Here is a 23,310-nt window from a genome sequence, read left to right as displayed (position 1 = left end):
GATAGAATCGTGAACAGCAAAGCAGGCATGTCGGCGGAGCCGACGCGCGAACCATCATTTGCCCATCGCCTGCTGCGCGGCGGCCGTATGACCAAATGGAAAGGCCAGGCGGCGAGCTATGCGCCGAATCTTGCCCACCTGGCTTCGACGGCAGCTCCGGTCTTGCGTGGTGCGCTTGTGTCGGCCGCGCTATTGGCCGGGCTTGGCGCCGTCCCTGCAGGGGCGGCCGATCTCTATTGGGACGTCAACGGCACCGCTGTGGGCCTCGGGGGTACCGGAGCCTGGAACACCTCGTCCCTGCTTTGGAATCCGAGCAGTGATGGTGTCACCGGGCCGATGGCCAGTTGGAACAATGCCGCCGTCGGCGGCGACAATGCCTTCTTCAACGGCACCGCCGGGACGGTGACGCTCGCGGGGCCGATGACGGCCCACAATCTGACCTTCGGTGTCGCGGGCTATACAATCGCTGGCAGCACGCTGACGCTCACCGGCACGACGCCGACGATTTCCACTGCCGGAACCACCACAATCAGTTCGGTGATCGCCGGATCAGGCTTCACCAAAGTCGGCGCCGGCGGGCTGACGCTCACCGGCGCGAACACCTTCACGGGTGACATCACCGTCTCGGCCGGAGGACTTGGGCTCGCCAGCGATGCCTCACTCGGCGCGGCCGGCAATGGCGTGTCACTTGCGAATGGTACCTCTATCAGCTCGACCAGCGCACTTGCCGCCAGCCGGGTTGTTACGATCGTCAGCGGACGTGCGGTCGCAGGTAGTGGGGCGCTCACAGCGCGCTTCACCGGGGCCGGCGGGCTGCAGGTTTTAGGCACAATCAGCAACGACGCCAACGACTATACAGGTCAGACGGTTTTCGGCCAAGGCACCAACGGCTTCACCTCGGTAGCAGACCTTGGGGTGGCAAGCTCGCTCGGCGCGCCTACGGATGCGGCGTCGGGTACCATCACTGTAAGCGCCGGTGGCGGAGTGGGCGGCAATCTGGTCTATTTCGGTGACGGCGACAGCTCCAATCGCAACTGGCGTTTCAACAACACCTCCAGCGGAGGCAACTATCTCCAGAACGCTGGCACCGGGACGCTGACGCTGACCGGCGATATTCTTGCCGGCGGTGCCTACGGACTTACCATGAATTTCTCCGCGGCGTCCGGCGACATGGACCTGCTGGGCGTCATTAGTTCCTCGGTCGCCCGGGCTATCGCCTTTACCGGAAATGCTGGCCGGATCATCACCCTCGGGGACGCCAACACCTACACCGGGCCGACCACGATCAACACTATCACCGTCAGGGCCGGGACCCTGGCGAACAGCGGTGCCAACAGCTCCTTCGGCACCGGCAACACTATCAATTTCGGCGGCGGCACGCTGAGCTATACCGGAACGGGCTCGGCGACCAACCGCACGCTGACGATCTCGGGCTCCAGCACCATCAGCAATGACGGCACCGGCGCGCTCTCCTTCAGCGGACCGACGAGCTTTGTCGCGGGCGGCGTCGCCGATACGCTGACGCTCGGCGGCAGCTTCGCGGGGGCGAACACATTCTCCGGCGTGATCTCCGGCGCCGGCAACCTCACCATGAACGGCGCCGGCACCTGGGTGGTGAGCGGCAGCAACACTTTCACCGGCACCACCACGGTCCAGGGCGGAACGCTCACCGCCGGCAGCTCTGCTGCATTCGGGCCTTCCAATCCGCTTGTCGTCAATGGCGGCACGCTTGACCTGGGTGGCTTCGACATAACCGCGCGCTCCTTGGCGGGCACCGGCGGGACCGTGGACCTCGGCAGCAACAACCTGACGGTGAACGGCACATCGGGCAGCGCCACCTATGCCGGCGTCATTACCGGCGCCGGCGGCCTCACCAAGCTAGGTGCCAGCACGCAGACGCTGACGGGCGCCAACACCTATTCCGGCGCGACCAGCATCGGCGGCGGCACGCTGGCGCTGGATTTCACAGCGCCCGGCGCGCCGACGGACAATATCGTTTCCATATCCTCGGCGCTCAATATGAGCGGCGGCACGCTCACCGTGAAAGATGGCACCGGGACGAACAGCCAAAGCTTCAATGGCCTGAACGTCACGGCGGGCAACAACCGGATCAACGCGACCGCTGGCGCGGGCGGCGTGCTGGCGGTCAAACTCGGCGCCGTCAGCCGTACCGGCGGTCTGGTCGATTTCGGCATCGGCACGGGAACGTCGATGGCCACCAGCAATGCCAACGGCGCGCTTGGCGGCTGGGCAACCGTCAACGGCACCGACTATGCGCAAGTGTCGGGCGGCTTCATCACCGCATTCACCGCCTATGTTGATGAGGACAATGCGGCCCTGTGGGCGACGGGCAATATCCTTAGCGACGAAGCCGGCAACGCCAATACGCCCTATTTCGGCACGGTGAACGGCAATGTCGCGCTCGGCGGCCTCAAATACACGGCGGCGGCCAATTCCATCGTCACTGTTGGCGCCGGCAATACGCTCGGCGTGGACGGCACTATAATCGTCTCTCCCTCGGTCGGCACCGCGAACCAGACCATCCAGGGCGGCTCCTTGACCGGAGGCGCCGGTGGAAGCGCGCTTGGCGTGCAGCAGAACAGTGGCGGCACCTTCACCGTCGCCTCGAACATTATCAACAACGGTGGCCCGACCTCCTTCACGGTGGGCGGCACGGGAGGCTCGACCGGCACCGGTGTCGTCGCGCTGACGGGCAGCAACAGTTACACCGGTGCGACGACGGTGAGCGGTGCCACGCTCGCCTTCAACAGTGTCGCCAATGGCGGCGCGGCGAGCGGCATCGGCGCCTCATCCAGCGCGTCGTCGAACCTGGTGATCGAGAACGGCACGTTGCGCTACACCGGCGCAACGGCCTCGACCGATCGCGGCTTCACCCTCGTCAACGGCGGTCCATCGCGCACCTTCGAGGTCACCAACGCCGCCACCAACCTGACGTTCTCCGGCCAAGTGACCAGCCCGGACGATGCCGGCTTCATCAAGACCGGTGCCGGCACGCTGACGCTGGCCAACGCGAGCAACGACTATGTCGGCGCCACCACCATTGCCGGCGGCACTCTGGCCGTAAGCGCGCTTGCCAATGGCGGGCAGGCAAGCGGCATCGGCGCGGCGAGCAATGCTTCATCCAATCTTGTGCTGCAGAACGGTGGGAAGCTCAGCTATATCGGCGGAACCACCAGCAGCGACCGTGGCTTCACGCTCGGCACCGGCGGCGGAGCTATCGACGTAATCGGCGGCACCACGCTGACGATGAGCGGGGTTGGCACCGGGACAGGTGGTCTCACCAAGGGCGGCGCCGGTGTCTTGGTGCTGTCGGGCACGAACAATTATACCGGCGGCAGCACGGTAAGCGCTGGCATTCTGCGTGCAGGGTCTGCCGGTGCGTTCGGCACAGGGGCGATGACAGTGGCCACGGGAGCGACTCTCGATCTGGCCAACAACAACAACACCGTGGGCGGGCTCGGCGGCGGGGGCAGCGTGCTGCTGGGCGCGGCGACCCTGACGACGAACGGCAACGGCAGCTTTTCGGGCACTATCGGCGGCAGCGGCGGCGTCGCCGTCGCGGGCGGCAGCCAGACCTTCAGCGGCTGCACCAACAGCTACACGGGAGCCACGACCATCACCGGCACGCTGAACGTCAGCTGCCTGCGCAATGGCGGACAGCCGAGCGACATCGGCGCCTCGAGCAGCGCCTCGACCAATCTGCAGATCGATGGCACACTGAACTATACCGGCGCCAGCGTCACGACCGATCGCGGCTTTACACTGACCTCGGGCAGGATCACGGTGGAGAACGCCGCCACGACACTCGAGTTCAGCGGGGTGGCGACGGGGACGCAGCTCGAAAAGTTCGGGCCCGGCACCTTGGTGCTCTCCGGTGCCAATACCTACAACGGTGCGACTTTCGTCAACGGCGGCACCCTCCGCGCGGGGTCGACCAGCGCATTCGGCTTGAGCGGCCTGCGAATGGACACGACCGGGGCAACCCTGGATCTGAACGGTTTCAGCAATACGGTCGGTTATATCAGCCAAGGTAATCTGGGCATTACTGGCGGCAACATCACGCTTGGCAGCGCCACGTTGACGATAAGCGGTATCGGAAGCGCCAATTACAACGGTGCCATCAGCGGCAGCGGCGGGCTTGTGAAGAACGGGGCCAGCGCGCAGTCGTTGTCCGGCAGCGCTAGCAGCTACACCGGCCCGACTGTCATCAATGGCGGCATCCTCGCCGTGGCCAGCCTTGCCAATGGTGGCACCAACAGCTCGATCGGAGCATCGAGTTCCGTGCCGAGCAATCTGATCATCAATGGCGGCGTGCTGCGTTATAACGGTACGGGTGGCAGCACCGACCGGCAGTTCACCTTCGGCCCCAATGGCGGCGGTCTCGACGCGTACGCCTCTGGCCCGGGTCCGATCAATTTTACCAGCACGGCGCCTGTCACCATGTCAGGCAGCGGGAGCCGAACGCTGCAGCTCGCGGGCCTGAGCACTGCCGACAACTCGCTTTCGGCGCGGATCGACAACCCGACGGGCGGCACTACCGCTCTCACCAAGAGCGGCACGGGTACCTGGGTGCTGAAGAACCAGACCAGTACCTATACCGGCATCACCACGATCAGCGGCGGCGTGCTTGCCGTCGACAAGCTCGCCGATGGCGGCCAGGCGAGTTCGATCGGGAAGTCGTCGAACCTGGCATCCAGCCTCGTGATCGGCAGCGGTTCGACGCTGCGCTATACCGGCACGGGCGACACCACCGACCGGCTGTTCACGCTGCAGACAGGCGTCAGCTTCATCGAATCGTCCGGCACCGGGGCGATCCAGTTCACCAATACCGGGTCCGCATTATACAGTGGGGCCGGAGCGCGCACGCTGGCGCTGGGCGGCACGAACACCGGTCTCAACATAATGGGCGGGACGATCGTCGACCAGAATGCCACGACCGGGAAAACGACGCTGGCCAAGAACGATGCCGGCACGTGGGTGCTGACGGGCAACAACAGCTATTCCGGCAACACTGTCATCAATGACGGGAACCTGATCATCGGCAATGGCGGCACGTCGGGCAACGCCGGCACAGGCAACGTCGTTGTCGTCAACTCGACCTCGACGCTGTCGTTCAATCGCAGCGATACGTTCAACTTTGCCGGCAATCTGAGCGGCGCGGGCAACATCGCCCAGATCGGCGCCGGCACGACTAGGCTGACGTCGGCGATCGACAGCAGCATCGGCGGCACGACGCAGGTCGATGCCGGCATGCTGGAATTGGCAACCAACCTGACCAGCAGCGGCGGCACGACCGTGAATGCCGGCACGCTGCAGGTCGACGCGGGCAAGGTGCTGACCACGCCGACCCTCGCCATGGATGGCGGCTCGACCTTGAACGTCAATGGCACCGTGCAGGCGGTCGGCGCGACCCCCGTAGCAATCACCGGCGACGCAGGGGCAAGCACGATCAACATCGCCAATGGCGGCACGCTGCGCAGCAATGGCGACCTTGGCGGTGGCAGCGACACTGTCAATCTGACCGGGACATTGAACACCGGAGTGGGAGCGGTCAACCTTGGCGCCGGCAACGACACGCTGACGCTTAACGACGGCGCCGTTCTCACCGGAACAGTCAACGCCGGCACCGGTGGCGAGACGGGCGCGGGCGACACGCTTCGGGTAATCAACACGGTGAATCGCACAGTCCAGGGCGCGGGCATCAGCGGGTTCGAGAGCCTGGACAAGCAGGGCACCGGAACGTTGACGCTTGTTGGTGACCACAGTTACAGCGCCGGCACGACGATCCAGGGCGGGACGGTCCAGGTGGGCAGCGGCGCGACAGCGGGTACCTTGACGACACCGAGCGTGACCAACAACGGCACGCTCGCGTTCAACCTGAACAACAACTACAGCTTCGACGGCGTCATCTCCGGCACCGGCGCGGTCAACAAGCTCGGCACCGGCATCACCACGCTCACCGGCACCAACAGCTACAGCGGCGCCACCAACATCAATGCCGGGACGCTGCTGATCAACGGCAACCAGTCGGGTGCTACCGGCCCGACATCGGTCGCGAGCGGCGCGACCCTCGGCGGCACCGGCACGATCGGCGGCAGCGTCACCGTCGCCGACGGCGGCACGCTCGCCCCCGGCGGCGCCGGCAATGCTCCAGGCACGCTGACCATCAATGGCAATCTTGCGTTGGGCAACTCCGACCTCAACGTCAATTTCGGCCAGGCAAACGTGCCTGGCGGCCCGCTGAACGATCTCATCAATGTCGGTGGCAATCTGACGCTCGACGGCACGCTGAACGTGACCCAGAGCCCGGGAGGAACCCTGGGTCCGGGCGTGTATCGCATCATCAGCTACAACGGCTCCCTTGCCGATAACGGTCTCGACGTCACGGATCCCAACTATTTCGTGCAGACCTCGGTGGCCAACCAGGTCAACCTCGTCAATTCGGCCGGGCTGACGCTCAGCTACTGGGACGGCAATGCCGGCCCCCACTCCAATGGCGCGGTGAATGGCGGCAGCGGTACCTGGCGCGCCGCAGGCGACCAGAACTGGACGGACATCACCGGAACGTTCGCTGCTCCCTTCGCCAATGCCAGCTTCGCGATTTTCCAGGGGGCCGCCGGCACGGTGACGGTGGACGGCACGAACGGCCCGGTGCAGGCCGCCGGCATGCAGTTCGCGGCGGACGGCTACCTGGTCCAGGGCGCGGACATCGGCCTGGTCGGCCCGCAATCGATCATCCGCGTCGGTGACGGCACGGCGGTGGGCGCGGCCTATGTCGCGACGATCGCATCCAACCTGACGGGCGCCACCCAGTTGGTGAAGACCGATCTCGGCACGCTGGTGCTCGAAGGCACCAACACTTATGCCGGCGGCACGGCGATCAATGGCGGCACGGTCCAGATCGCGTCGGACAACAATCTCGGCGACGCCTCCGGCGGTCTTTCGCTCGATGGCGGCACGCTGCACACGACGGCCGATATCACTTCTGCCCGCGCCGTGACGCTCAATGCCGGCGGCGGCACCTTCGACACCGACGGCGCGACCAGCCTGGCGCTCACCAACACCGTGAGCGGCGCCGGAACTTTGACCAAGGAAGGCGGCGGCACGCTCGTGCTCAGCGGCGCCAACAGCTACCAAGGCGGCACCGTCATCGATGGCGGCACGGTCCAGATCACCGCCGATGCCAATCTCGGCGATGTGGCCGGCGACGTCACCTTCGATGGCGGTACGTTGCATCAGACCCTGTCCAGCATCGTAACCGGACGCGACGCTACGCTTCAGGCGGGCGGCGGAACGTTCCAGGTCGACAGCACCGTGCAGTGGGAAGGCGCTATAGACGGCGCGGGCGCGCTCACCAAGACCGGCGCCGGCGCGCTGATCCTCGGCGCGGACAATAGCTATGCCGGCGGCACGACCATTGCGAGCGGCATCCTGATGCTGGGCACCGGCGGTACGACCGGGTCAATCCTCGGCGATGTGGTCGACAACGGCACGCTCAGCTTCAACCGCTCCAACCTCTATAGTTTCGGCGGCACGATCTCGGGCAGCGGCGGCGTCAGCCAGGATGGAACCGGCAACACCGTGCTCACGGCCGACAACACTTACGGCGGCACCACGCTGATTGTCGGCGGCGGCGGGCTCTACATCAATGGCGACCAGAGCGCCGCAACCGGATTGACCAACGTCAATTTGGGCACGCTCGGCGGCAACGGCACCATCGGCGGCGATGTGTTCGTCGACGTGGCCGGCAGGCTGGCCCCCGGTGGCCTCGGCTCCGCGCCCGGCGCGCTCACCATCAACGGCAACCTCGAACTGGCCGACGGCTCGAATCTTGATTACTCGTTCGGCCAGGCAGGCGTGGTTGGCGGCGCATACAATGATCTGACGGTCGTCCACGGCAATCTGGCACTCGACGGCACCATCAACGTGACGGAGGCGCCCGGCGGCAATTTCGGGCCGGGCATCTATCGCGTCATCAGCTATGACGGCACCCTGACCGACAACGGGCTCGACAGCAATTCGCCCACTCATGTCGTCCAGACCTCGATAGCGGGCCAGGTCAACCTCATCGACATCAGCGCCATGACGCTGAATTTCTGGGACGGCGACGCCGGCCCCAAGAGCAATAACGCCGTCAATGGCGGCAACGGCACCTGGCGGGCGGCCGGCGACGACAACTGGACCGGGCCGGCCGGCGATATCAACGCCGCCTTCTCGAACGGCAGCTTCGCGATCTTCGCAGGCCAGGCCGGCACGGTCGATGTCGACAGCACGACGAATGGCCAGGTGCAGGCCGCAGGCATGCAGTTCGCCACCGATGGCTACCTGATCCAGGGGCAGTCCATCGATCTGGTCGGGCCGCAGGCGACGATCCGGGTGGGCGACGGAACCCTGCCGGGTGCGGGCTACACCGCGACCATCGCTTCGGTGCTCCAGGGCAGCTCGCAGCTGGTCAAGACCGATCTCGGCACGCTGGTGCTGAGCGGCACCAATACCTACAGCGGCGGCACGGCCATCAATGGCGGCACGCTCAGGGTCTCGGCCGACGTCAACCTTGGCGATGGGGCGGGAGCGCTGTCGTTCGACAATGCCGCGACGCTGCAAAATACCGCCGCGTTCAGCTCGGCGCGCGACATCACGCTCAATGCCGGCGGCGGCACGTTGCAGACCGACGCCGATCTCACGCTGTCCGGCCCTATCGGCGGCGCGGGCGGCTTCACCAAGACGGGCGGCGCGGCGCTGACGCTGACGGGCACCAACTCCTATGCCGGAGCGACCACCGTGGCGGCAGGCGGGCTCTATGTCGATGGCGACAACAGCCTGGCCACAGGGCTTACCTCGGTTGAGATCGGCGCCACGCTTGGCGGCAAGGGCACGATCGGCGGCAACGTCGTGATCGCCGACGGCGCCACGCTCTCGCCCGGATCGGCCGACGCCACGCCGGGCACACTGGCGATCGCCGGCGACCTGACGCTCTCCGGCGGCTCGATCCTCAACTACAGCTTCGGCCAGGCGAATGTCGCGGGCGGGGCGCTCAACGACCTCACCACCGTAGGCGGCAATCTGACGCTCGCCGGCACGCTCAATGTGACTGTCTCGCCAGGCGGAACCTTCGGCCCCGGCATCTACCGGGTGTTCGATTACAGCGGGACCTTGACCAACAACGGCCTGTCCGTTGGCTCCATCCCATCCTCGAACTACTTCGTTCAGACGTCCGTCGATCATCAGGTGAACCTCGTCAACACGCAAGGGCTGAACCTGAACTACTGGGACGGCGATGCCGGTCCGAAGTTCGACGGCACGGTCGATGGCGGTAGCGGCACCTGGCAGAGCTCCTTGGGCAACGACAACTGGACCGAAGACACCGGGTCGATCAACGCAGCCTATTCGGACGGCGCCTTCGCCATCTTCGCCGGCCAGGCCGGCACGGTGACGGTGGACAACGGGCTCGGCCAGGTGACGGCCGCCGGCATGCAGTTCTCGACCGACGGCTATGTCATTCAGGGCGGCGACATTGGCTTGGTCGGCGCGCAGTCGACGATCCGGGTCGGCGACGGCACCAGTGCCGGCGCAGGCTACACGGCGACGATCGCCTCCGCGCTCAGCGGCAATGCCCAGCTCGTCAAGACGGATGCCGGAACGCTGGTGCTGACCGGCACCAACAGCTACACCGGCGGCACCGCCATCAATGGCGGCACGCTCAGGGTCTCGGCCGATGCCAATCTCGGCGATGCGGCCGGCGGGCTCTCCTTCAACGGCGGCACGCTCAACACCACCGCCAGCTTCGCCAGCGACCGCGCCATCGACATGCTCGGCCAGGGCACGATCTCGACTGACGCCGGTACCACCTTGACCGTGAACGGGGCATTGACCGGATCGGGCGCGTTCAACAAAGCAGGAGATGGTACGCTTGTCCTGACAGCCGCTGGCTCGGCCTTCTCGGGATCCACCTCTGTCCAGCAGGGCACACTGGCCGCGGGCGCGACAAACGTGCTCAGCTCCAGTTCGGCCTTCACCGTCGCCTCCGGCGGCACGCTTGACCTTGCCGGCTTCGACCAGACGGTGGCCTCGCTCGACAACAGCGGCGCGGTGCGACTTGGCGCCGCGGCACCCGGCACGGTGCTGACGGTGAGCGGCGACTATGTCGGCAATGGCGGCAAAATCCTCATCAATGCCGCGCTCGACGGCGATGCCTCCACGACCGACAAGCTGGTGGTGCATGGCAACACGTCCGGCACCGGCATCCTGGCGGTCACCAATGTCGGCGGCGCGGGCGCGCAGACCAGCGAAGGCATCAAGATCGTCGACATCGACGGCAGTTCGGCCGGCACCTTCACGCTCGCCGGCGACTATGTCTTTGAGGGCGACCAGGCCGTGGTCGGCGGCGCTTACGCCTACCGGCTCTACAAGAACGGCGTCAGCACGCCGGCCGACGGCGATTGGTATCTGCGCTCGACGCTGATCAACCAGACCGGTCCGCTCTATGCGCCAAGCACGCCGCTCTACGAGGCCTATGAAGGCGTGCTGCAGAGCTTCAATGAACTGGGCACCTTGCAGCAGCGCACCGGCAACCGGACCTGGGGCGAGGGCGCGACGCCGCAAGGCGCGGACGTGCCCGGCCAGGGTCCGGTCGACGGCAGCGCCATCTGGGCCCGTATCGATGCCGCGCATGGCAAGTTCGAGCCCAAGACCTCGACCACCGGCACCGACTACGACGTGACGACGTGGAAGCTCAACGCCGGTGTCGATGGCCTGCTGCATGAGAGCGAGGCCGGCATTCTGTTGGGCGGCATCACCGTCCACTACGGCACCGTTTCGTCGGATGTCGCGTCGAGCTTCGGCACCGGCTCGATCTCGGCCACCGGCTACGGCGTTGGCGGCACGCTGACCTGGTTCGGCAACAGCGGCTTCTACGTCGACACGCAGGCCCAGGCGACCTGGTATGACAGCGACATCAACTCGGCCGTGCTGGGCAAGCTTGCCGATGGCAACAACGGCTTCGGCTATGCCTTGAGCATCGAGAGCGGGCAGAAGATCGCGCTGCGCTCCAACTGGTCGCTGACCCCGCAGGCGCAACTTTCCTACTCGGCGGTCGACTTCGACAAGTTCACCGATCCGTTCGGCACCGTCGTGTCGCCCGGCAGCGGCGACAACCTGATCGGCCGGCTCGGCATCTCGGCCGACTATGAGGACCAGTGGGCCGACAGCGCCGGGCAGGTAAGCCGCGCGCATGTCTATGGCATCGCCAACCTCTACTACGACTTCCTCGACGGCACCGAGGTCGATGTCTCGGGCGTGAAGCTTTCCAGCCAGAACCAGAAGTTCTGGGGCGGCGTCGGCCTCGGCGGCTCGCTCGACTTTGGCGACGGCAAGTATTCGGTCTATGGCGAGGCGCTCGCCAAGACCAGCCTGGCGAGCTTCGGCGACAGCAATGTCATAAGCGGCAAGCTCGGCTTCAGCGTGCGCTGGTAGCGGCGCCGACGAGGCATCGGGCAAAGCCCGGGTCGAGCAATCAGAATGCGCGCGGAAATGCGCATTCTCTGTCGTTCGCATTCGTCGTTCGCATTCTGGGCGGTCCGACTTTTTGAGAGATGGAAACGAGATGATACGAAACAGCCGAATTGGATATGCCACGCTGATCGCCGCAAGCCTGCTCTCGCTTGCGGCCGCTTTCGCGCAAGACACGGCAGCCCTCCCAGGCGGGGCGACCTCGCTCAGGGAAGGGCATGGCGACTGGACCGTCTCGTGCAATCTCGCCACCCAGAACGGCGCCAATGTGAAGGTCTGCGCGCTGTCGCAGGAACAGACCGACAGCCAGTCGCGCCAGCGCGTGCTGGCGATGGAACTGCGCCCGGCCGGCGAGGCCGTCCAGGGAACGCTGGTGCTGCCATTCGGCCTGGCGCTGGACCAGGGCGTGACGCTCCAGATCGATGACGGCCCGGCCCTGCCGCCGCTGCGCTTCCGCACCTGCCTGCCCGGCGGCTGCCTCGTCGATCTGAGTTTCGACGCCGAGACCTTGGCGAACTTGCGCGACGGCAAAAGCCTCAAGGTCAAGGTGATCGCGGACGGGGGGAAGGAGACCAATCTGGCGCTCTCGCTGAACGGCTTCCCCAGCGCCGTCGACAGGACGGTGGCGCTGTTGAAGTGATCGCCGTCTTCGGGTTGATGACGAGTCGCTGATTGAGGTCTATTGCCGGTCAAAGCAAATGCATGTCGCGCAAAAGTGTGCAGCGGTTTTGCGATAACGACATGCATGAAAATAAAGGCTTAAAAGCGCGTCGCCTGAATCCGTTTCGACGCGACGCGCTTTAGGCGCAAAAGTCGGCTTTCTAGCCCAATTGACCGTCTCTGCCGAAACTGCCGCCCAAGCTCCTCGACAGACCAAACACACTTGAGCGCTGCTTTTATGGGCAGGACCCAGCAACCGCTTTCCGTGGAATCAGTGCCGGGCACGTCATGCGAACGATGATTACGCGACCTTTGCTCCACGAAAGCAGCGGAAAGAGAGCCCTGTTGGTTGCGTGGGCAGTCTCCAGGCAAGCAAGGTAAGTCAGAATTGGCGTAACCGATTGAAATAGAAAGATAATTTGGCGCACCCGACAGGATTCGAACCTGTGACCTCTGCCTTCGGAGGGCAGCGCTCTATCCAGCTGAGCTACGGGTGCTTCCCGGAAACCGGAAAACGAACCAGCCGGTAAGCCGGCCAGCCACGGCTTCTTAGCGGAAGCCGCACCTAGCTTCAACGGCCAATTGGCGATTGTGCGGCGGCCTGTGATGGGTCGATTGTCCGACCGATAGGCCATCGGAGATGGCGCCCCCTTCTCCGTCTCGATTTCGTCGAGCCTCCGTTCCGGGGCGAGCCGCGGGTCTCGCTTGTCCTTCGGCCCCCCACTTTTTGGGGGCGAGGAACCCTAGCTCCTCATCCCTCCGCCGGCACCTTCGCCGTCTTCCTCCGCACCGCCCTTGTCGCCCGCTTCTGCTTCTTCGCGCCGGCCAGCTCGTGCATGGCGTCGAGCTGCATCTGCTGCATTTCGGCCAGGCGCTGCCATTGGCGCGAGATCAGGTAATCGAGCTTTTCGTGCAGGTGCCGCACTTCGAGCTCGGCCTTGAGGTTCACCCGGTAGTCGTTGAAGGAGCGCAGCCGGTCTTTGGCCTCCTGCCGCTTCTGGCTCATCATGATCACCGGCGCCTGGATGGCGGCGATGCAGGAGAGCATCAGGTTGAGCAGGATGAACGGGTAGGGGTCGAAGGCGTGCGCCAGGCCGGCGATCAGGTTGATGCCGATCCAGATCAGCAGCACGCCGCCGAACGAGATCAGGAACCACCAGCTGCCGCCGAACTCGGCCATGGTGTCGGAGATACGGTCGGCGAAGGAGCGGTGCTCCTCGAACTCCTCTTCCGAGTTTTCCGAGATCGTGTCTTGCCTGGCGATCGATTCCACCACCTGGCGGTCGAGCTCGGAGAATTCGCCGTGCTCCTGCTGCAGCAATTCCTCCATGTAGCGCATGCGGTAGCGGCCGAGCTCCTCGCGGCTGATGCGGGCGCCGCGCGGCAGGTCTGGATGGTCGGAGCGGATGCGGTCGGCGAGGCTGGGCCTCAGATCATCGACGCGCACCAGGTCGCGCTTGCGGAACTTTCTGCCGCTGATCGCCGAGGGTTTTTTCTTCGGCTTGATCCGGCCGGGCACATGCGGTTCGGAATCCGGCACTTCCGGCGCTTCGAGGATCTCGTCGGCGGCGGCTTGCGCATCCTCCGGCACGGTCTCCGCCTCGAGATATTCGCCGGCGATGTCGTTCTCGTTGTCGGCCTGGACTTGCGCGGACGCCTTCGGGTCGCCTGCCATGGTCGGTGCTCCTGTTCGCGGGCTTTTGCGGCTACGATACGCCAAGCCGGCGCAGCATATCCATTGCCAGTGTGAATCCCGTGTGACCGAACAAGTTCTTGTGATTGGGTGGGAAGGTGAGAGGCGTCGCCAGCCGCCACGCGCAATTGCATAGGTCGGCGCTGCCCCCGCTCCGTCTCGGCTCGGTCGAAGTCGAAATGAGAGGGAGAGCGCCGTTCGCGATTATCCGATCTCCCCTGGAGCAATCGTCTTCGCCGGCTGGCCTTGATCCAGATCAAGCTGGCCCCTGTGGCTGGCCTGATAGGCTGACTATATCCAAATCAGGCCTGATCGTTCAGGCTCCCGCCAATTGGGGCGCGCATCGCCCCGCAAATGAGGGGTAGCCACCATGTACAAGAAAATCCTGATCGCCACCGACGGCTCGGAACTGGCCCAGAAGGGCGTCGCACACGGGCTGGAGCTGGCCAAGGGCCTCGGCGCCACCGTGGCGTTCGTCACCGTCTCCGAGCAGTTCCCCGCGCTGGCCTGGGGCGGCGCCATGGCCGGCTACGTCGCCGCCGATGAACTGGTCAATTACGAGGAAAGCGCGCGCAAATATGCAAGCGAGCTGCTCGACAAATGCAAGGCCGAGGCCGATGCGAAGGGCGTGGCCTCCAAGGGCATCCATATCGAGAACCGCACGCCCGCCGAAGCGATCCTCGAGGTTGCGGCCAGTGAAGGCAGCGACCTCATCGTCATGGCCTCGCACGGCCGCCGCGGCATCGGCCGCCTGGTTCTGGGCAGCCAGACGGCGGAAGTGGTGTCGCTGACGCAGATCCCCGTGCTGGTGGTTAGGTAGGGTCTACGGATAGGGCGGCGAGCCACTTTCGGTTCGTCATTCCAGGGCGGAGCGGCGCGAAGCGTCGCGCAGACCCTAGTATCCATGCCATTACGCCGAAGAATACAGCGGTGCAGAGCAGCCTGCGCTGCCTTTCGCATCAGGTCTGCACCGTGGGATCGCTCATAGGTCACGGAATGGCAACTGTGTTCATGCGAATGCGGTTTTGTCGCGCATGATGGCGTTGAGGACGACCAGGAGCTTCCTTGCGACGGCGATGATGGCGAGCTTCTTGGAGCCGGAGCGGGCAGCAAGTGCGCTGTAGAAGGTCTTGAAGCGCTCACAGGTTCGAATGGCGGTGAGGGCTGCCATGTAGAGAGCGCGGCGCACGCGTGATCGCCCGCCCTGGATCTGGCTCCTGCGGTTGAGCTTGCCGCTTTTGTTGTCGAACGGGGCCAGGCCGACCAGTGCCGCGATCGCCTTGGGTGAGCGCTGGCCGAGCTCGGGCAGAAGCGCCAGCAGCGAGAATGCGCCGACCTTGGAGACACCGGGCACGGAGACCATGAGCGTGTAATCGCGGGCGGTGTCCTCGGCTTGACGAATGACTTCGGCAATCTGGCTCTCGATCGCCTTGATGCGCGTGTCGAGGTAGGCGATCGTTTCTTCCAGATCGGCAATGACGATCTCATTGAAGGCCTCGGCGAGGTGCTTCTTCGCCGTTGCCCGCATCTCGACCAGTTGATCGCGGTAGCGGGCAAGCGATTGAAGCCGCTCGACTTCTTCGCGCGGCGCCGGCTCGGCCTCAGGCTGATAGCGACGGCCGTAGTCGCTCAGCATCCTGGCGTCGAGAGGATCGGTCTTGGCCCGCCGTCTCGTCGACTTCGCATAGTGGTGGGTATGCGCTGGGTTGTGCCGCGAGAACGGCACGCCGGCCTTGGCCAGCGCATGGCGCAGAAGCCGGTCATGGACGCCCGTCGCCTCCATGACGACGAAGTCCCGACTGGGATCAAGGCCCGCCACATACGCCGCGATCGCGTCGGCCTGGTTGTCGATGCGCCGAAGACGGCCACTTGTCTCATCAAAAAAATCGAGCCACTGCTTTGAGATGTCGCAGCCGACATAGTTCTGGGCTATCATGTCCACGCCTCTTCCTGTGGTGCGGGGTCTGCTTAGAACAGCCCCGTGCAACTGTTCAGGTTGATGGTTCACCGGTGGGAAGGGACCGGGCCATGCCACGGCCTGTCCGAAAGGACGACCAGGATTCATTCGGTCTCCTTCCCACTTCAAACCATACACCAGAACCAACACACAGGATTCCAGGGTCTCCGCGACGGAGCTTCGCTCCTGCTTCGCCCTGGAATGACGAAGGAACGGCTTCGCCGTCGTTCAAGGAGGCGCGCCTGTTGGCCTTGTCTATTGCGTCGGCAGCAGCGGCGCACTGGGCGAGGCCAGATCCGCCGACGGCAGATCGGATGCCGGCGAACCCGGCGGCGGCAGCCCTGGCAAAGCCGAGTCCGGCGGCGGCAATTGGGGAAGTGGCGAGGCCGGTTGCTGCCCGGAATACATCAGTCGGGGCTGGGTTGCATCGGCGGTCGTCGGCCCCAGGCTGCGCTGGATCAGCGCCTCGACATGATCGTTGCGCTGGCGCGCGGTATCGGCACCCATCACCACCACGATCAGATGCCGCCCGTCGGCATTGTAGGAGGTGACGATGTTGTAGCCGGAAGCTCTTATGTAACCGGTCTTGATGCCGTCGACGCCGCGCACCCGTCCCAGCATGTCGTTGTGGCCGCGCACCAGCCGGCCGCGGAACATGAAGTCGCTTTCGGAGAAATAGTGGAAATGCTGCGGGAAGCGGCGCTCCAGCGCCATGCCCAGCACCGCCATGTCGCGCGCCGTGGTCACCTGGCCGTCGTCGGGCAGGCCGCATGCATTGCGGAAACTGGTGCCGGTCATGCCGAGCGAGCGCGCCTTGGTGGTCATCATGGCGGCGAACTGGTCCTCTGAGCCGCCGCCCAGATATTCGCCCACGGCCACCGCCACGTCGTTGGCAGACTTCACCACCATGGCGCGGATGGCGGAATCGACGTCGATCGTTTCGCCACGCCGGAAACGCAGTTTCGTCGGCGGCTGCGAGGCGGCGTGATCGGAAACCGGGATCCGCGTTTCCTTGGTGACGCGGCCGGACTCCAGCGCCTCGAACAGCATGTAGAGCGTCATCATCTTGGTCAGCGACGCGGGATAGCGCTGCGACCTCGAATTGACCTCGAACAGGGTCTTGCCGGACGAAGCGTCGACCACGATCGCCGCATATTTCTGCGGTTGCGCCGGCACGGCCAGCACGCTTTCCGGCGGCGTGGTGGTGCAGCCGGCAAGCGACGCGAGCAATGCCAATATGGCGATGAGTTTCTGGAGGAAGGGACGGGGCAAGACTTGTTCTAAAGCTGTTGCTGAGACGCGGCGAAGCTAGCGTAACCCATCCGCCGCGTCCAACTGGTTAACGCGCACAGCAAAGCATTTGCCCAGGTTTTGCAGTCTTTCAGACACACCGGCGCGTCCCCGCTTTGCCATCCCCGCCCCCCCTTGCCGCTATGGGATTTCATAGGGCGCAAACGCGCTGATGCAAAATGCTGGTCGCTCCGCTTGCGCGCGCTCCATCGAACAGGCTTTTCTTGCGCAAAGATTCGCGGGAGACATTCATGGACACGCTCACCATCGGCGCAAAAGGCATCTCGGTCTCGCTCGATCTCGCGGTCGGCCATATCGCCGCCATGGACATCGAAGCCGACGGCCGCGTTCTGAAACCCCTGCATCGCGCGCCCTGGGTCGGTTCGCCGCGCGAGAACCTGCCGGAAACCCTGCCCGAAGGCACGGTCCGCCTGTCCGGCGATTTCCTTTGCGCGCCATTCTCCACCAGCGACGTCGAGGCCGCGCCCCTGCATGGCTGGCCGGCCAACAGTCAGTGGGACGTCGTCGAGAACGGCGCCATTGCCGGCGGCTGGCGGGCCGTGTTCCGGCTGCGCCGCAAGGTGATGGGCGCCACCATCGACAAGGTCTTCACGCTGCGCGACGGTCATCCCTTCCTCTACCAGGAGCACATCTTTTCCGGTGGCTCCGGCGCGATCTCCGTCGCCCACCATCCGATGACGGTGATGAAGGGCGGCGGCCGGTTGGCCTTCTCGCCGAAGCGCATGGCCGTCACGCCCCCGACGCCGCCGGAGCCCGATCCGGCGCGCGGGCGTTTTCGGCTGGCCTATCCGGCCCGCGCCAGCGACCTCACAAAGGTCCCTCTGGCCGCCGGCGGCACAACCGACCTCACCGACTATCGCATGGAAGACAGGCGCGAGGATTTCATAACCCTGGTCGAGGCGGATCACGGCGGCCCGGGCTGGACGGCGATAGCCCGCCACGCCGAGCAGGACCTGGTGCTGGTGCTGAAGAACCCGGCCGAACTGCCGGTGACCATGCTGTGGTTCAGCAATGGCGGCCGCGACTACGCGCCCTGGAGCGGCCGTCACGTCGGTGTTCTCGGCGTCGAGGACGGCTGCACTGCCGTCGGCCACGCCGCCTCGCTCGGCGACAACTGGTTGAAGCATGAAGGCGTGGCAACGGCCTTCGCGCTCGCCGAGGGACGGTCGATCTCCTTCCGCCATGTCATCGGCGCGGTTCCGTTCGCGGGTGTGGAGCCGCCGGGCGGCCTGGAATCGGCGCCTGACCGCTTGCGCGTCGTCACCGCCGGCGGCGCGGCGCGGGAGCTGCCGTTCGACGGCGGGTTCCTGCGTATCGGCCGCTCGGTTCCTACGTGAGAGGTCCGGGGACAGCGCGTCTAGAAATTCGTCATTCCAGGGCGGAACGAGGAGCAAAGCTCTGTCGCGGAGCCCTGGAATCCTTGCCGTTACCTCGATAGAAAGGCGTGAGCCGAGCAGAATTCTGCGCCGTTGCAACCCTCAAGGGCACGGAATGGATCCGCGCGGCTGCGCCGCGTCGCAACGCTCCTTGCTCCGCCCGTGGATGACGATGGGATGGACGCCTCGGCTAATCTCGAAGGCGTGCAGGCCGCCGAAACTTCGGAACGAGGTTTGAAATTTCCATCCACACCCGCCAAGATGTCGGCTGAACCGCAGCCGGAAAGCCGCCGATGTCCGAGATCGCCCATATCACAGCCGCCATATTCAAGCGCGCCGGCGGAGCCAGGCGCTTCGTCGTCGCCATCGCCGGTCCGCCCGGCTCCGGCAAGTCGACGCTGTCCGCTGCATTGCATGAGCTGCTGCCGGAAGGCACATCCGAGGTCGTACCGATGGACGGCTTCCATTATGACGACATCATTCTCAACCGCCGCGGCCTGCGACCTCGCAAGGGCGCGCCGGAAACCTTCGATTTCGCCGGCTTCGAGACGCTGCTGAAGCGCATCCGCTCCGGCGAACCCGATATCGCGATTCCCGTGTTCGACCGCAGCATCGAACTGTCGCGCGCGGCGGCCGAAATCGTCGGCGCCGACACCAAGTTCATTCTGGTCGAGGGCAATTACCTGCTGCTCGACGAGGAGCCGTGGTCGCGGCTGGCGCCTTTGTTCGACTTCACCATCTTCGTCGACGTGCCGCGCAACGAGCTCGAGCGCCGCCTGATGGAGCGCTGGCGGGAGCACGGCAAGTCCGACGAGGACGCCCGTGCCTGGATCGCCTCCAACGACATGCCCAACATCGAGCGGGTGCTGGCGCGGCGCCGACCGGCCGACATGGTCGTTGGTTCCTTGGTTATTGGTTAACCTGCTCAATTTTCAATATTTTCCGGCGGGAACTTTAAGGTTTTCAGGCCGTTATGACCCTATCCCGAATTGTCCGGCGCCGGAGCAATTCCAGGAAGGTGCATCGCTTTGCCTCCGGAATTGCAAAAAAGAAAATGACAGGAGCCGTCAGATGGCAACCAGCAGAAAACCCGCGCCCAAGAAAAGCAGGGCCAACCAATCCAGGGCGACGCAGGCCAAGGCTGGCGCCGGCCCCACAATCGCTGAGCGGTCGAAAGACGCCAAGCCGGCTTTCGGCAAGGCGGCGCCAAAGAAAGTGACGCCTGGCACGGCCCACAAGGTCGCGGCCAAGAGCGCGAAACATGCCAAGTCGCCGGCTAGCAAATCGGGGCCGATCCGCACTGTGGCCAGCGTCGCGACAGGAGCAGTCGTCGCGACCGCGAGGCTCGCGGCGTCCGTGTTCGGCCGCGGCGGCGCCAAGGCCAAGGCGAAATAGCTCTTAGCCTTTCGCCGGGATGGTGAGGCCTCGCTTCACCGCCGGCCGTTCCAGGCCGCGCTCCAGCCACTCGGCGACGGTCGGGAAATCATCGAAGCCGACCAGGTCCCGCGCCTCGTAGAAACCGATCAGGTTGCGCATCCAGCCCAGCATCGACACGTCCGCAATGGTGTAGTCGTCGTCCATGATCCACTTGCGGCCCTTCAGGCGCGTTTCGAGCACGCCGATCAGCCGCCGCGACTCGTCGCGGTAACGCTCCAGCGGCCGCTTGTCGGCGATCTCGCGTCCGGCGAATTTGTGGAAGAAGCCGACCTGCCCGAAGATCGGGCCGATCGCCGCCATCTGGAAGAACACCCATTGGATCGTCTCGTAGCGCCGCGCCGGATCGGCGGGAATGAGCTTGCCGGTCTTGTCGGCCAGATAGAGCAGGATGGCGCCGGACTCGAACAGCCCGATCGGCTTGCCGCCCGGACCGTCCGGATCGATGATCGCCGGTATCTTGCCGTTCGGGTTGAGCGACAGGAATTCCGGCGTCCAGCTCTCGTTCTTGCCGATGTCGACGTAGTGCGGTTCGTAGGGCAGGCCGATCTCCTCCAGCGCGATCGACGCCTTCACGCCATTGGGCGTCGTGGCGGAATAAAGCTGCAAGCGATCGGGGTGCTCGGCCGGCCAGCGCTTGGCGATCGGAAAGGCGGACAGGTCGGTCATCGGAAACTCCGGATGCGGATTGGCGCCGGGGCGGCGCTCATGGCGGGTGAACAAAGAATTAGGACCCTGGCCGGCCGGATCAATACACCGGCAAGCGGCTTGCCGTGCACAGTCAACGGAATCGCTAGATCAGACCGCCTTGAAGGCCAGCACCGCATTGGTCCCGCCGAAGGCGAAACTGTTGCTGAGCGCGGCGCGCACCTTGCGCTCGCGCGCCGTGTTCGGCGTCACGTCGAGGTCGCATTCCGGGTCCGGCTCGCGGTAATTGGCGGTCGGCGGCACGATGCCGTCGCGGATCGCCATCACGCAGGCGATCATCTCCAGCCCGCCGGAAGCGCCGAGGCAATGCGCATGCATCGACTTGGTCGACGATACCGAAAGCGAACGCGCGTGCTCGCCGAAGACGCGCTTGATCGCCGCGGTTTCGATCTGGTCGTTGGCCTTGGTGCCGGTCCCGTGCGCGTTAAGGTAGTCGACATCTTCAGGATTGAGCCCGGCATCTGCCAGGCAGAAACGCATGGCCGCCTCCGGCCCTTCCACGGTCGGCGCGACGATGTCGGAGGCGTCGGCCGAAAGCCCGACGCCGGCGATCTCGGCCAAAATGGTGGCGCCGCGCGCCATCGCGTGATCGTAGCTTTCGAGCACCGCCATGCCGGCGCCTTCGCCGAGCACCAGGCCTGCTCGATCGGCCGAGAACGGCCGGCACGTGTCGGGCGAAAGCACCCTGAGCGCCTCCCAGCCCTTCAGCACGCCCCACACCAGCGGCGCTTCGGTGCCGCCGGCGACCATTACGTCGGCGCGGCCGAGCCTGATCTGGTCGACGGCCGAGGAAATCGCGTGGTTGGCGGACGAGCAGGCCGAAGTGGCGCCGAAGACAGGGCCGCGCAGCCCGAGATTCATGCTGACCTGGCCGGCGGCCGCGCCCGGCATCACTTTCGGCACGGTGAAGATCGCGGCGCGGTTGCGCCCCTCGAGCAGAATGGCGCGGTAATTCTCTTCGATGGTCTCGAAGCCCGCGACGCCGATGCCGACGATTGCCCCCATCCGGTAGGTGTTGTCGGCATGCGCCGTCAATCCGGACTGCCTCATGGCCTCGCGCGCGGCGATCACCGCCAGCAGGCTGAAGCGGTCCATCGACACGACCTGCTTGCGGTCGATGCCATGGTCCGGCAATTCCTTGATCTCGCAGCCGGTCTTGACCTTGAGATCATGCAGCGACGGGTTGTCGATAGGGCCGATGGCCGAGCGGCCGGCGCGCATGGCCTCCCACATCGCCGGCGCGTCGTTGCCAAGCCCGCAAATCCCGCCAATGCCGGTGATGACGACGCGTTTTTGCATGAAGTCAGGCTTTTTTCGCGATCAGTTCGCGAACCGCCTCGACCATGTCGCCGACGTTCTTCAGATTGCTCCAGGCGTCGACCGTATTCATCTCGATCTCGATGCCGTATTTTTCCTCGAGATCGAAGATGATCTCGGTCAGCTCCAGCGAATGGATGCCGAGCGTGCCGAGATCGGTGCTCGCGGTGATTTCCTCGCCGCCGGTATCGGCATGGGCCTTGATCTTTTCGATGATCTCGGTCGTCAGTTGGTCAGCCATTCGGTTCCTTCCCTGTCGTTGCCCGACGCCAACTGATCAGCGCCCCTTTTTGATCCCCGGACCCAACAAACGCCGTCGCCCTTACCTCGCCAGGCACCACGCGACCGCTCCAAGGTGGCTTCCCTCTATAGAAACCGAAACGATGTCAAGCAACAAGCGATATCGACAAAGCCGCCGGAGTGCTTAACCTGGGATCGTGGACATGATCGACGACACCTTGACATCCCAACCTGCCTCGCCCCTGGCGGCCCCCTCCTTGCCTGCCGCGCAACGTGTTGCCGGCCTAGGCAGGCTTTTCTGCGGCAAAAGCGGCGGCCGGACGCGTCTGCAGCGGCTTTACCAGGACGGATCGGCCAAGATCCGCCTGCCGGCGGTGCAAGGCGATCCGCTCGAGGCGGTGCTGATCAACACCGCCGGCGGACTGACCGGCGGCGACCGCCTCGGCTGGACGATCGAGGTCGGCGCCGACGCCTCCGCCGCCATCACTACCCAGGCCTGCGAGAAGGTCTATCGCGCCGCCGCCGACAGGGCCGAGACAAGCGTCCGCCTGCGGGTGGATCCGGGCGGCCGCGTGGCCTGGCTGCCGCAGGAAACCATCGTTTTCGACCGCGCCGCCTTCGCTCGCACGCTGGATGTCGAGCTTGGCGACGATGCCGAGGCATTGGTGCTCGAAGCCACGCTGTTCGGCCGGCTGGCGATGGGCGAGCGCGCAACCAACGGCAGTTTCCACGACCGCTGGCGGGTCCGCCAAGGCGGCGCGCTGATCCATGCGGAGGATTTTCGCGTTGGGCCGGATATCGCGGCAACTTTGCGGCGGCCGGCGGCGGCCGGCCGCGCGCTTGCCGTCGCCACATTGCTGCTCGTTTCGCCGCAGGCCGAAAGCCTGCTGGAACCGGCCCGCGCCATCATCGGCGATCCCCTTATGGGGGGCGGCGCCAGTTTCTGGCGCGTCGGCCGATCTGGCAAGCTTCTTGCGAGGCTTTGTGCCGGCGACGGCTACCAGCTCCGCAAGCGGCTGGTTCCGCTGGTCGAACTGCTCAATGGGCGGGCGGGCCTGCCCAAATTGTGGTCACTCTGATTTCGA

13 protein-coding genes and 1 tRNA gene are annotated in these 23,310 nt (G+C 65.2%); 7 read left to right on the top strand and 7 right to left on the bottom strand.

The features are described from left to right. Positions 1 to 9 precede the first annotated feature (9 nt). Together FJ430_RS02575 and FJ430_RS02570 are read left to right on the top strand one after the other, a co-directional pair. The gene (locus FJ430_RS02575; RefSeq protein WP_226892043.1) at positions 10 to 11,493 is read left to right on the top strand and encodes an autotransporter-associated beta strand repeat-containing protein; all 11,484 of its coding nucleotides are present in this window, start codon (positions 10 to 12) and stop codon (positions 11,491 to 11,493) included. A gap of 130 nt (positions 11,494 to 11,623) precedes the next feature. After that, positions 11,624 to 12,169: an invasion associated locus B family protein gene (locus FJ430_RS02570; RefSeq protein WP_140711166.1), complete on the top strand. Its 546-nt coding sequence runs from the start codon at positions 11,624 to 11,626 to the stop codon at positions 12,167 to 12,169. A 440-nt stretch (positions 12,170 to 12,609) separates the two neighbouring features. On the opposite strand, the gene FJ430_RS02565 is transcribed toward FJ430_RS02570, so the two are convergent. Both FJ430_RS02565 and FJ430_RS02560 read right to left on the bottom strand, forming a co-directional pair. Next, positions 12,610 to 12,686: transfer RNA gene (locus FJ430_RS02565), tRNA-Arg, on the bottom strand. A gap of 254 nt (positions 12,687 to 12,940) precedes the next feature. Next, complete coding sequence (locus tag FJ430_RS02560; RefSeq protein ID WP_140711167.1) at positions 12,941 to 13,864, bottom strand: DUF1003 domain-containing protein; 924 nt, start codon at positions 13,862 to 13,864, stop codon at positions 12,941 to 12,943. Positions 13,865 to 14,252: 388 nt separating this feature from the next. On the opposite strand from FJ430_RS02560, the gene FJ430_RS02555 reads away from it, so the two are divergent. Further along, positions 14,253 to 14,702: a universal stress protein gene (locus FJ430_RS02555; protein WP_140711168.1), complete on the top strand. Its 450-nt coding sequence runs from the start codon at positions 14,253 to 14,255 to the stop codon at positions 14,700 to 14,702. Between the two features lie 189 nt (positions 14,703 to 14,891). Here the strand turns inward: FJ430_RS02555 and FJ430_RS02550 are convergent, their stop codons facing one another. Next, on the bottom strand, positions 14,892 to 15,818 hold the full coding sequence (locus FJ430_RS02550; RefSeq protein WP_226892211.1) for an IS110 family transposase: 927 nt from the start codon (positions 15,816 to 15,818) through the stop codon (positions 14,892 to 14,894). Between the two features lie 276 nt (positions 15,819 to 16,094). Next, positions 16,095 to 17,111, bottom strand: coding sequence for a D-alanyl-D-alanine carboxypeptidase family protein (locus tag FJ430_RS02545; protein WP_140702023.1), 1,017 nt, complete (start codon positions 17,109 to 17,111; stop codon positions 16,095 to 16,097). A 269-nt stretch (positions 17,112 to 17,380) separates the two neighbouring features. Between FJ430_RS02545 and FJ430_RS02540 the strand changes: the two genes are divergently transcribed. The 3 genes from FJ430_RS02540 to FJ430_RS02530 all read left to right on the top strand — a co-directional run bounded on the left by FJ430_RS02540 (position 17,381) and on the right by FJ430_RS02530 (position 19,921). Further along, positions 17,381 to 18,487, top strand: coding sequence for a hypothetical protein (locus tag FJ430_RS02540; RefSeq protein ID WP_140702025.1), 1,107 nt, complete (start codon positions 17,381 to 17,383; stop codon positions 18,485 to 18,487). Positions 18,488 to 18,819: 332 nt separating this feature from the next. Continuing rightward, positions 18,820 to 19,446 carry a nucleoside triphosphate hydrolase gene (locus FJ430_RS02535; protein ID WP_140702027.1) on the top strand — a complete coding sequence of 209 codons (627 nt, stop codon included), beginning with the start codon at positions 18,820 to 18,822 and terminating at the stop codon, positions 19,444 to 19,446. A gap of 151 nt (positions 19,447 to 19,597) precedes the next feature. Next, complete coding sequence (locus FJ430_RS02530) at positions 19,598 to 19,921, top strand: hypothetical protein (RefSeq protein WP_140702029.1); 324 nt, start codon at positions 19,598 to 19,600, stop codon at positions 19,919 to 19,921. A gap of 3 nt (positions 19,922 to 19,924) precedes the next feature. Here FJ430_RS02530 and FJ430_RS02525 read toward each other — a convergent pair whose 3' ends face one another. From FJ430_RS02525 to FJ430_RS02515, 3 genes are all read right to left on the bottom strand, one after another. After that, positions 19,925 to 20,629: a glutathione S-transferase family protein gene (locus FJ430_RS02525; RefSeq protein WP_140655979.1), complete on the bottom strand. Its 705-nt coding sequence runs from the start codon at positions 20,627 to 20,629 to the stop codon at positions 19,925 to 19,927. Between the two features lie 129 nt (positions 20,630 to 20,758). Further along, a complete protein-coding gene (locus FJ430_RS02520; RefSeq protein ID WP_140702031.1) occupies positions 20,759 to 21,967 on the bottom strand; it encodes a beta-ketoacyl-[acyl-carrier-protein] synthase family protein in 1,209 nt (402 codons plus the stop codon). Between the two features lie 4 nt (positions 21,968 to 21,971). After that, positions 21,972 to 22,226, bottom strand: coding sequence for an acyl carrier protein (locus FJ430_RS02515; RefSeq protein ID WP_041003067.1), 255 nt, complete (start codon positions 22,224 to 22,226; stop codon positions 21,972 to 21,974). A 202-nt stretch (positions 22,227 to 22,428) separates the two neighbouring features. On the opposite strand from FJ430_RS02515, the gene FJ430_RS02510 reads away from it, so the two are divergent. Next, positions 22,429 to 23,304, top strand: a complete 876-nt coding sequence (locus FJ430_RS02510; protein WP_140702033.1) for an urease accessory protein UreD — start codon at positions 22,429 to 22,431, stop codon at positions 23,302 to 23,304. Positions 23,305 to 23,310: the final 6 nt, after the last annotated feature.

The sequence above is a fragment of the Mesorhizobium sp. B2-8-5 genome (genome assembly GCF_006440675.2).
GTDB lineage: Bacteria > Pseudomonadota > Alphaproteobacteria > Rhizobiales > Rhizobiaceae > Mesorhizobium.
This window is presented reverse-complemented; position numbering and strand designations above follow the sequence as displayed.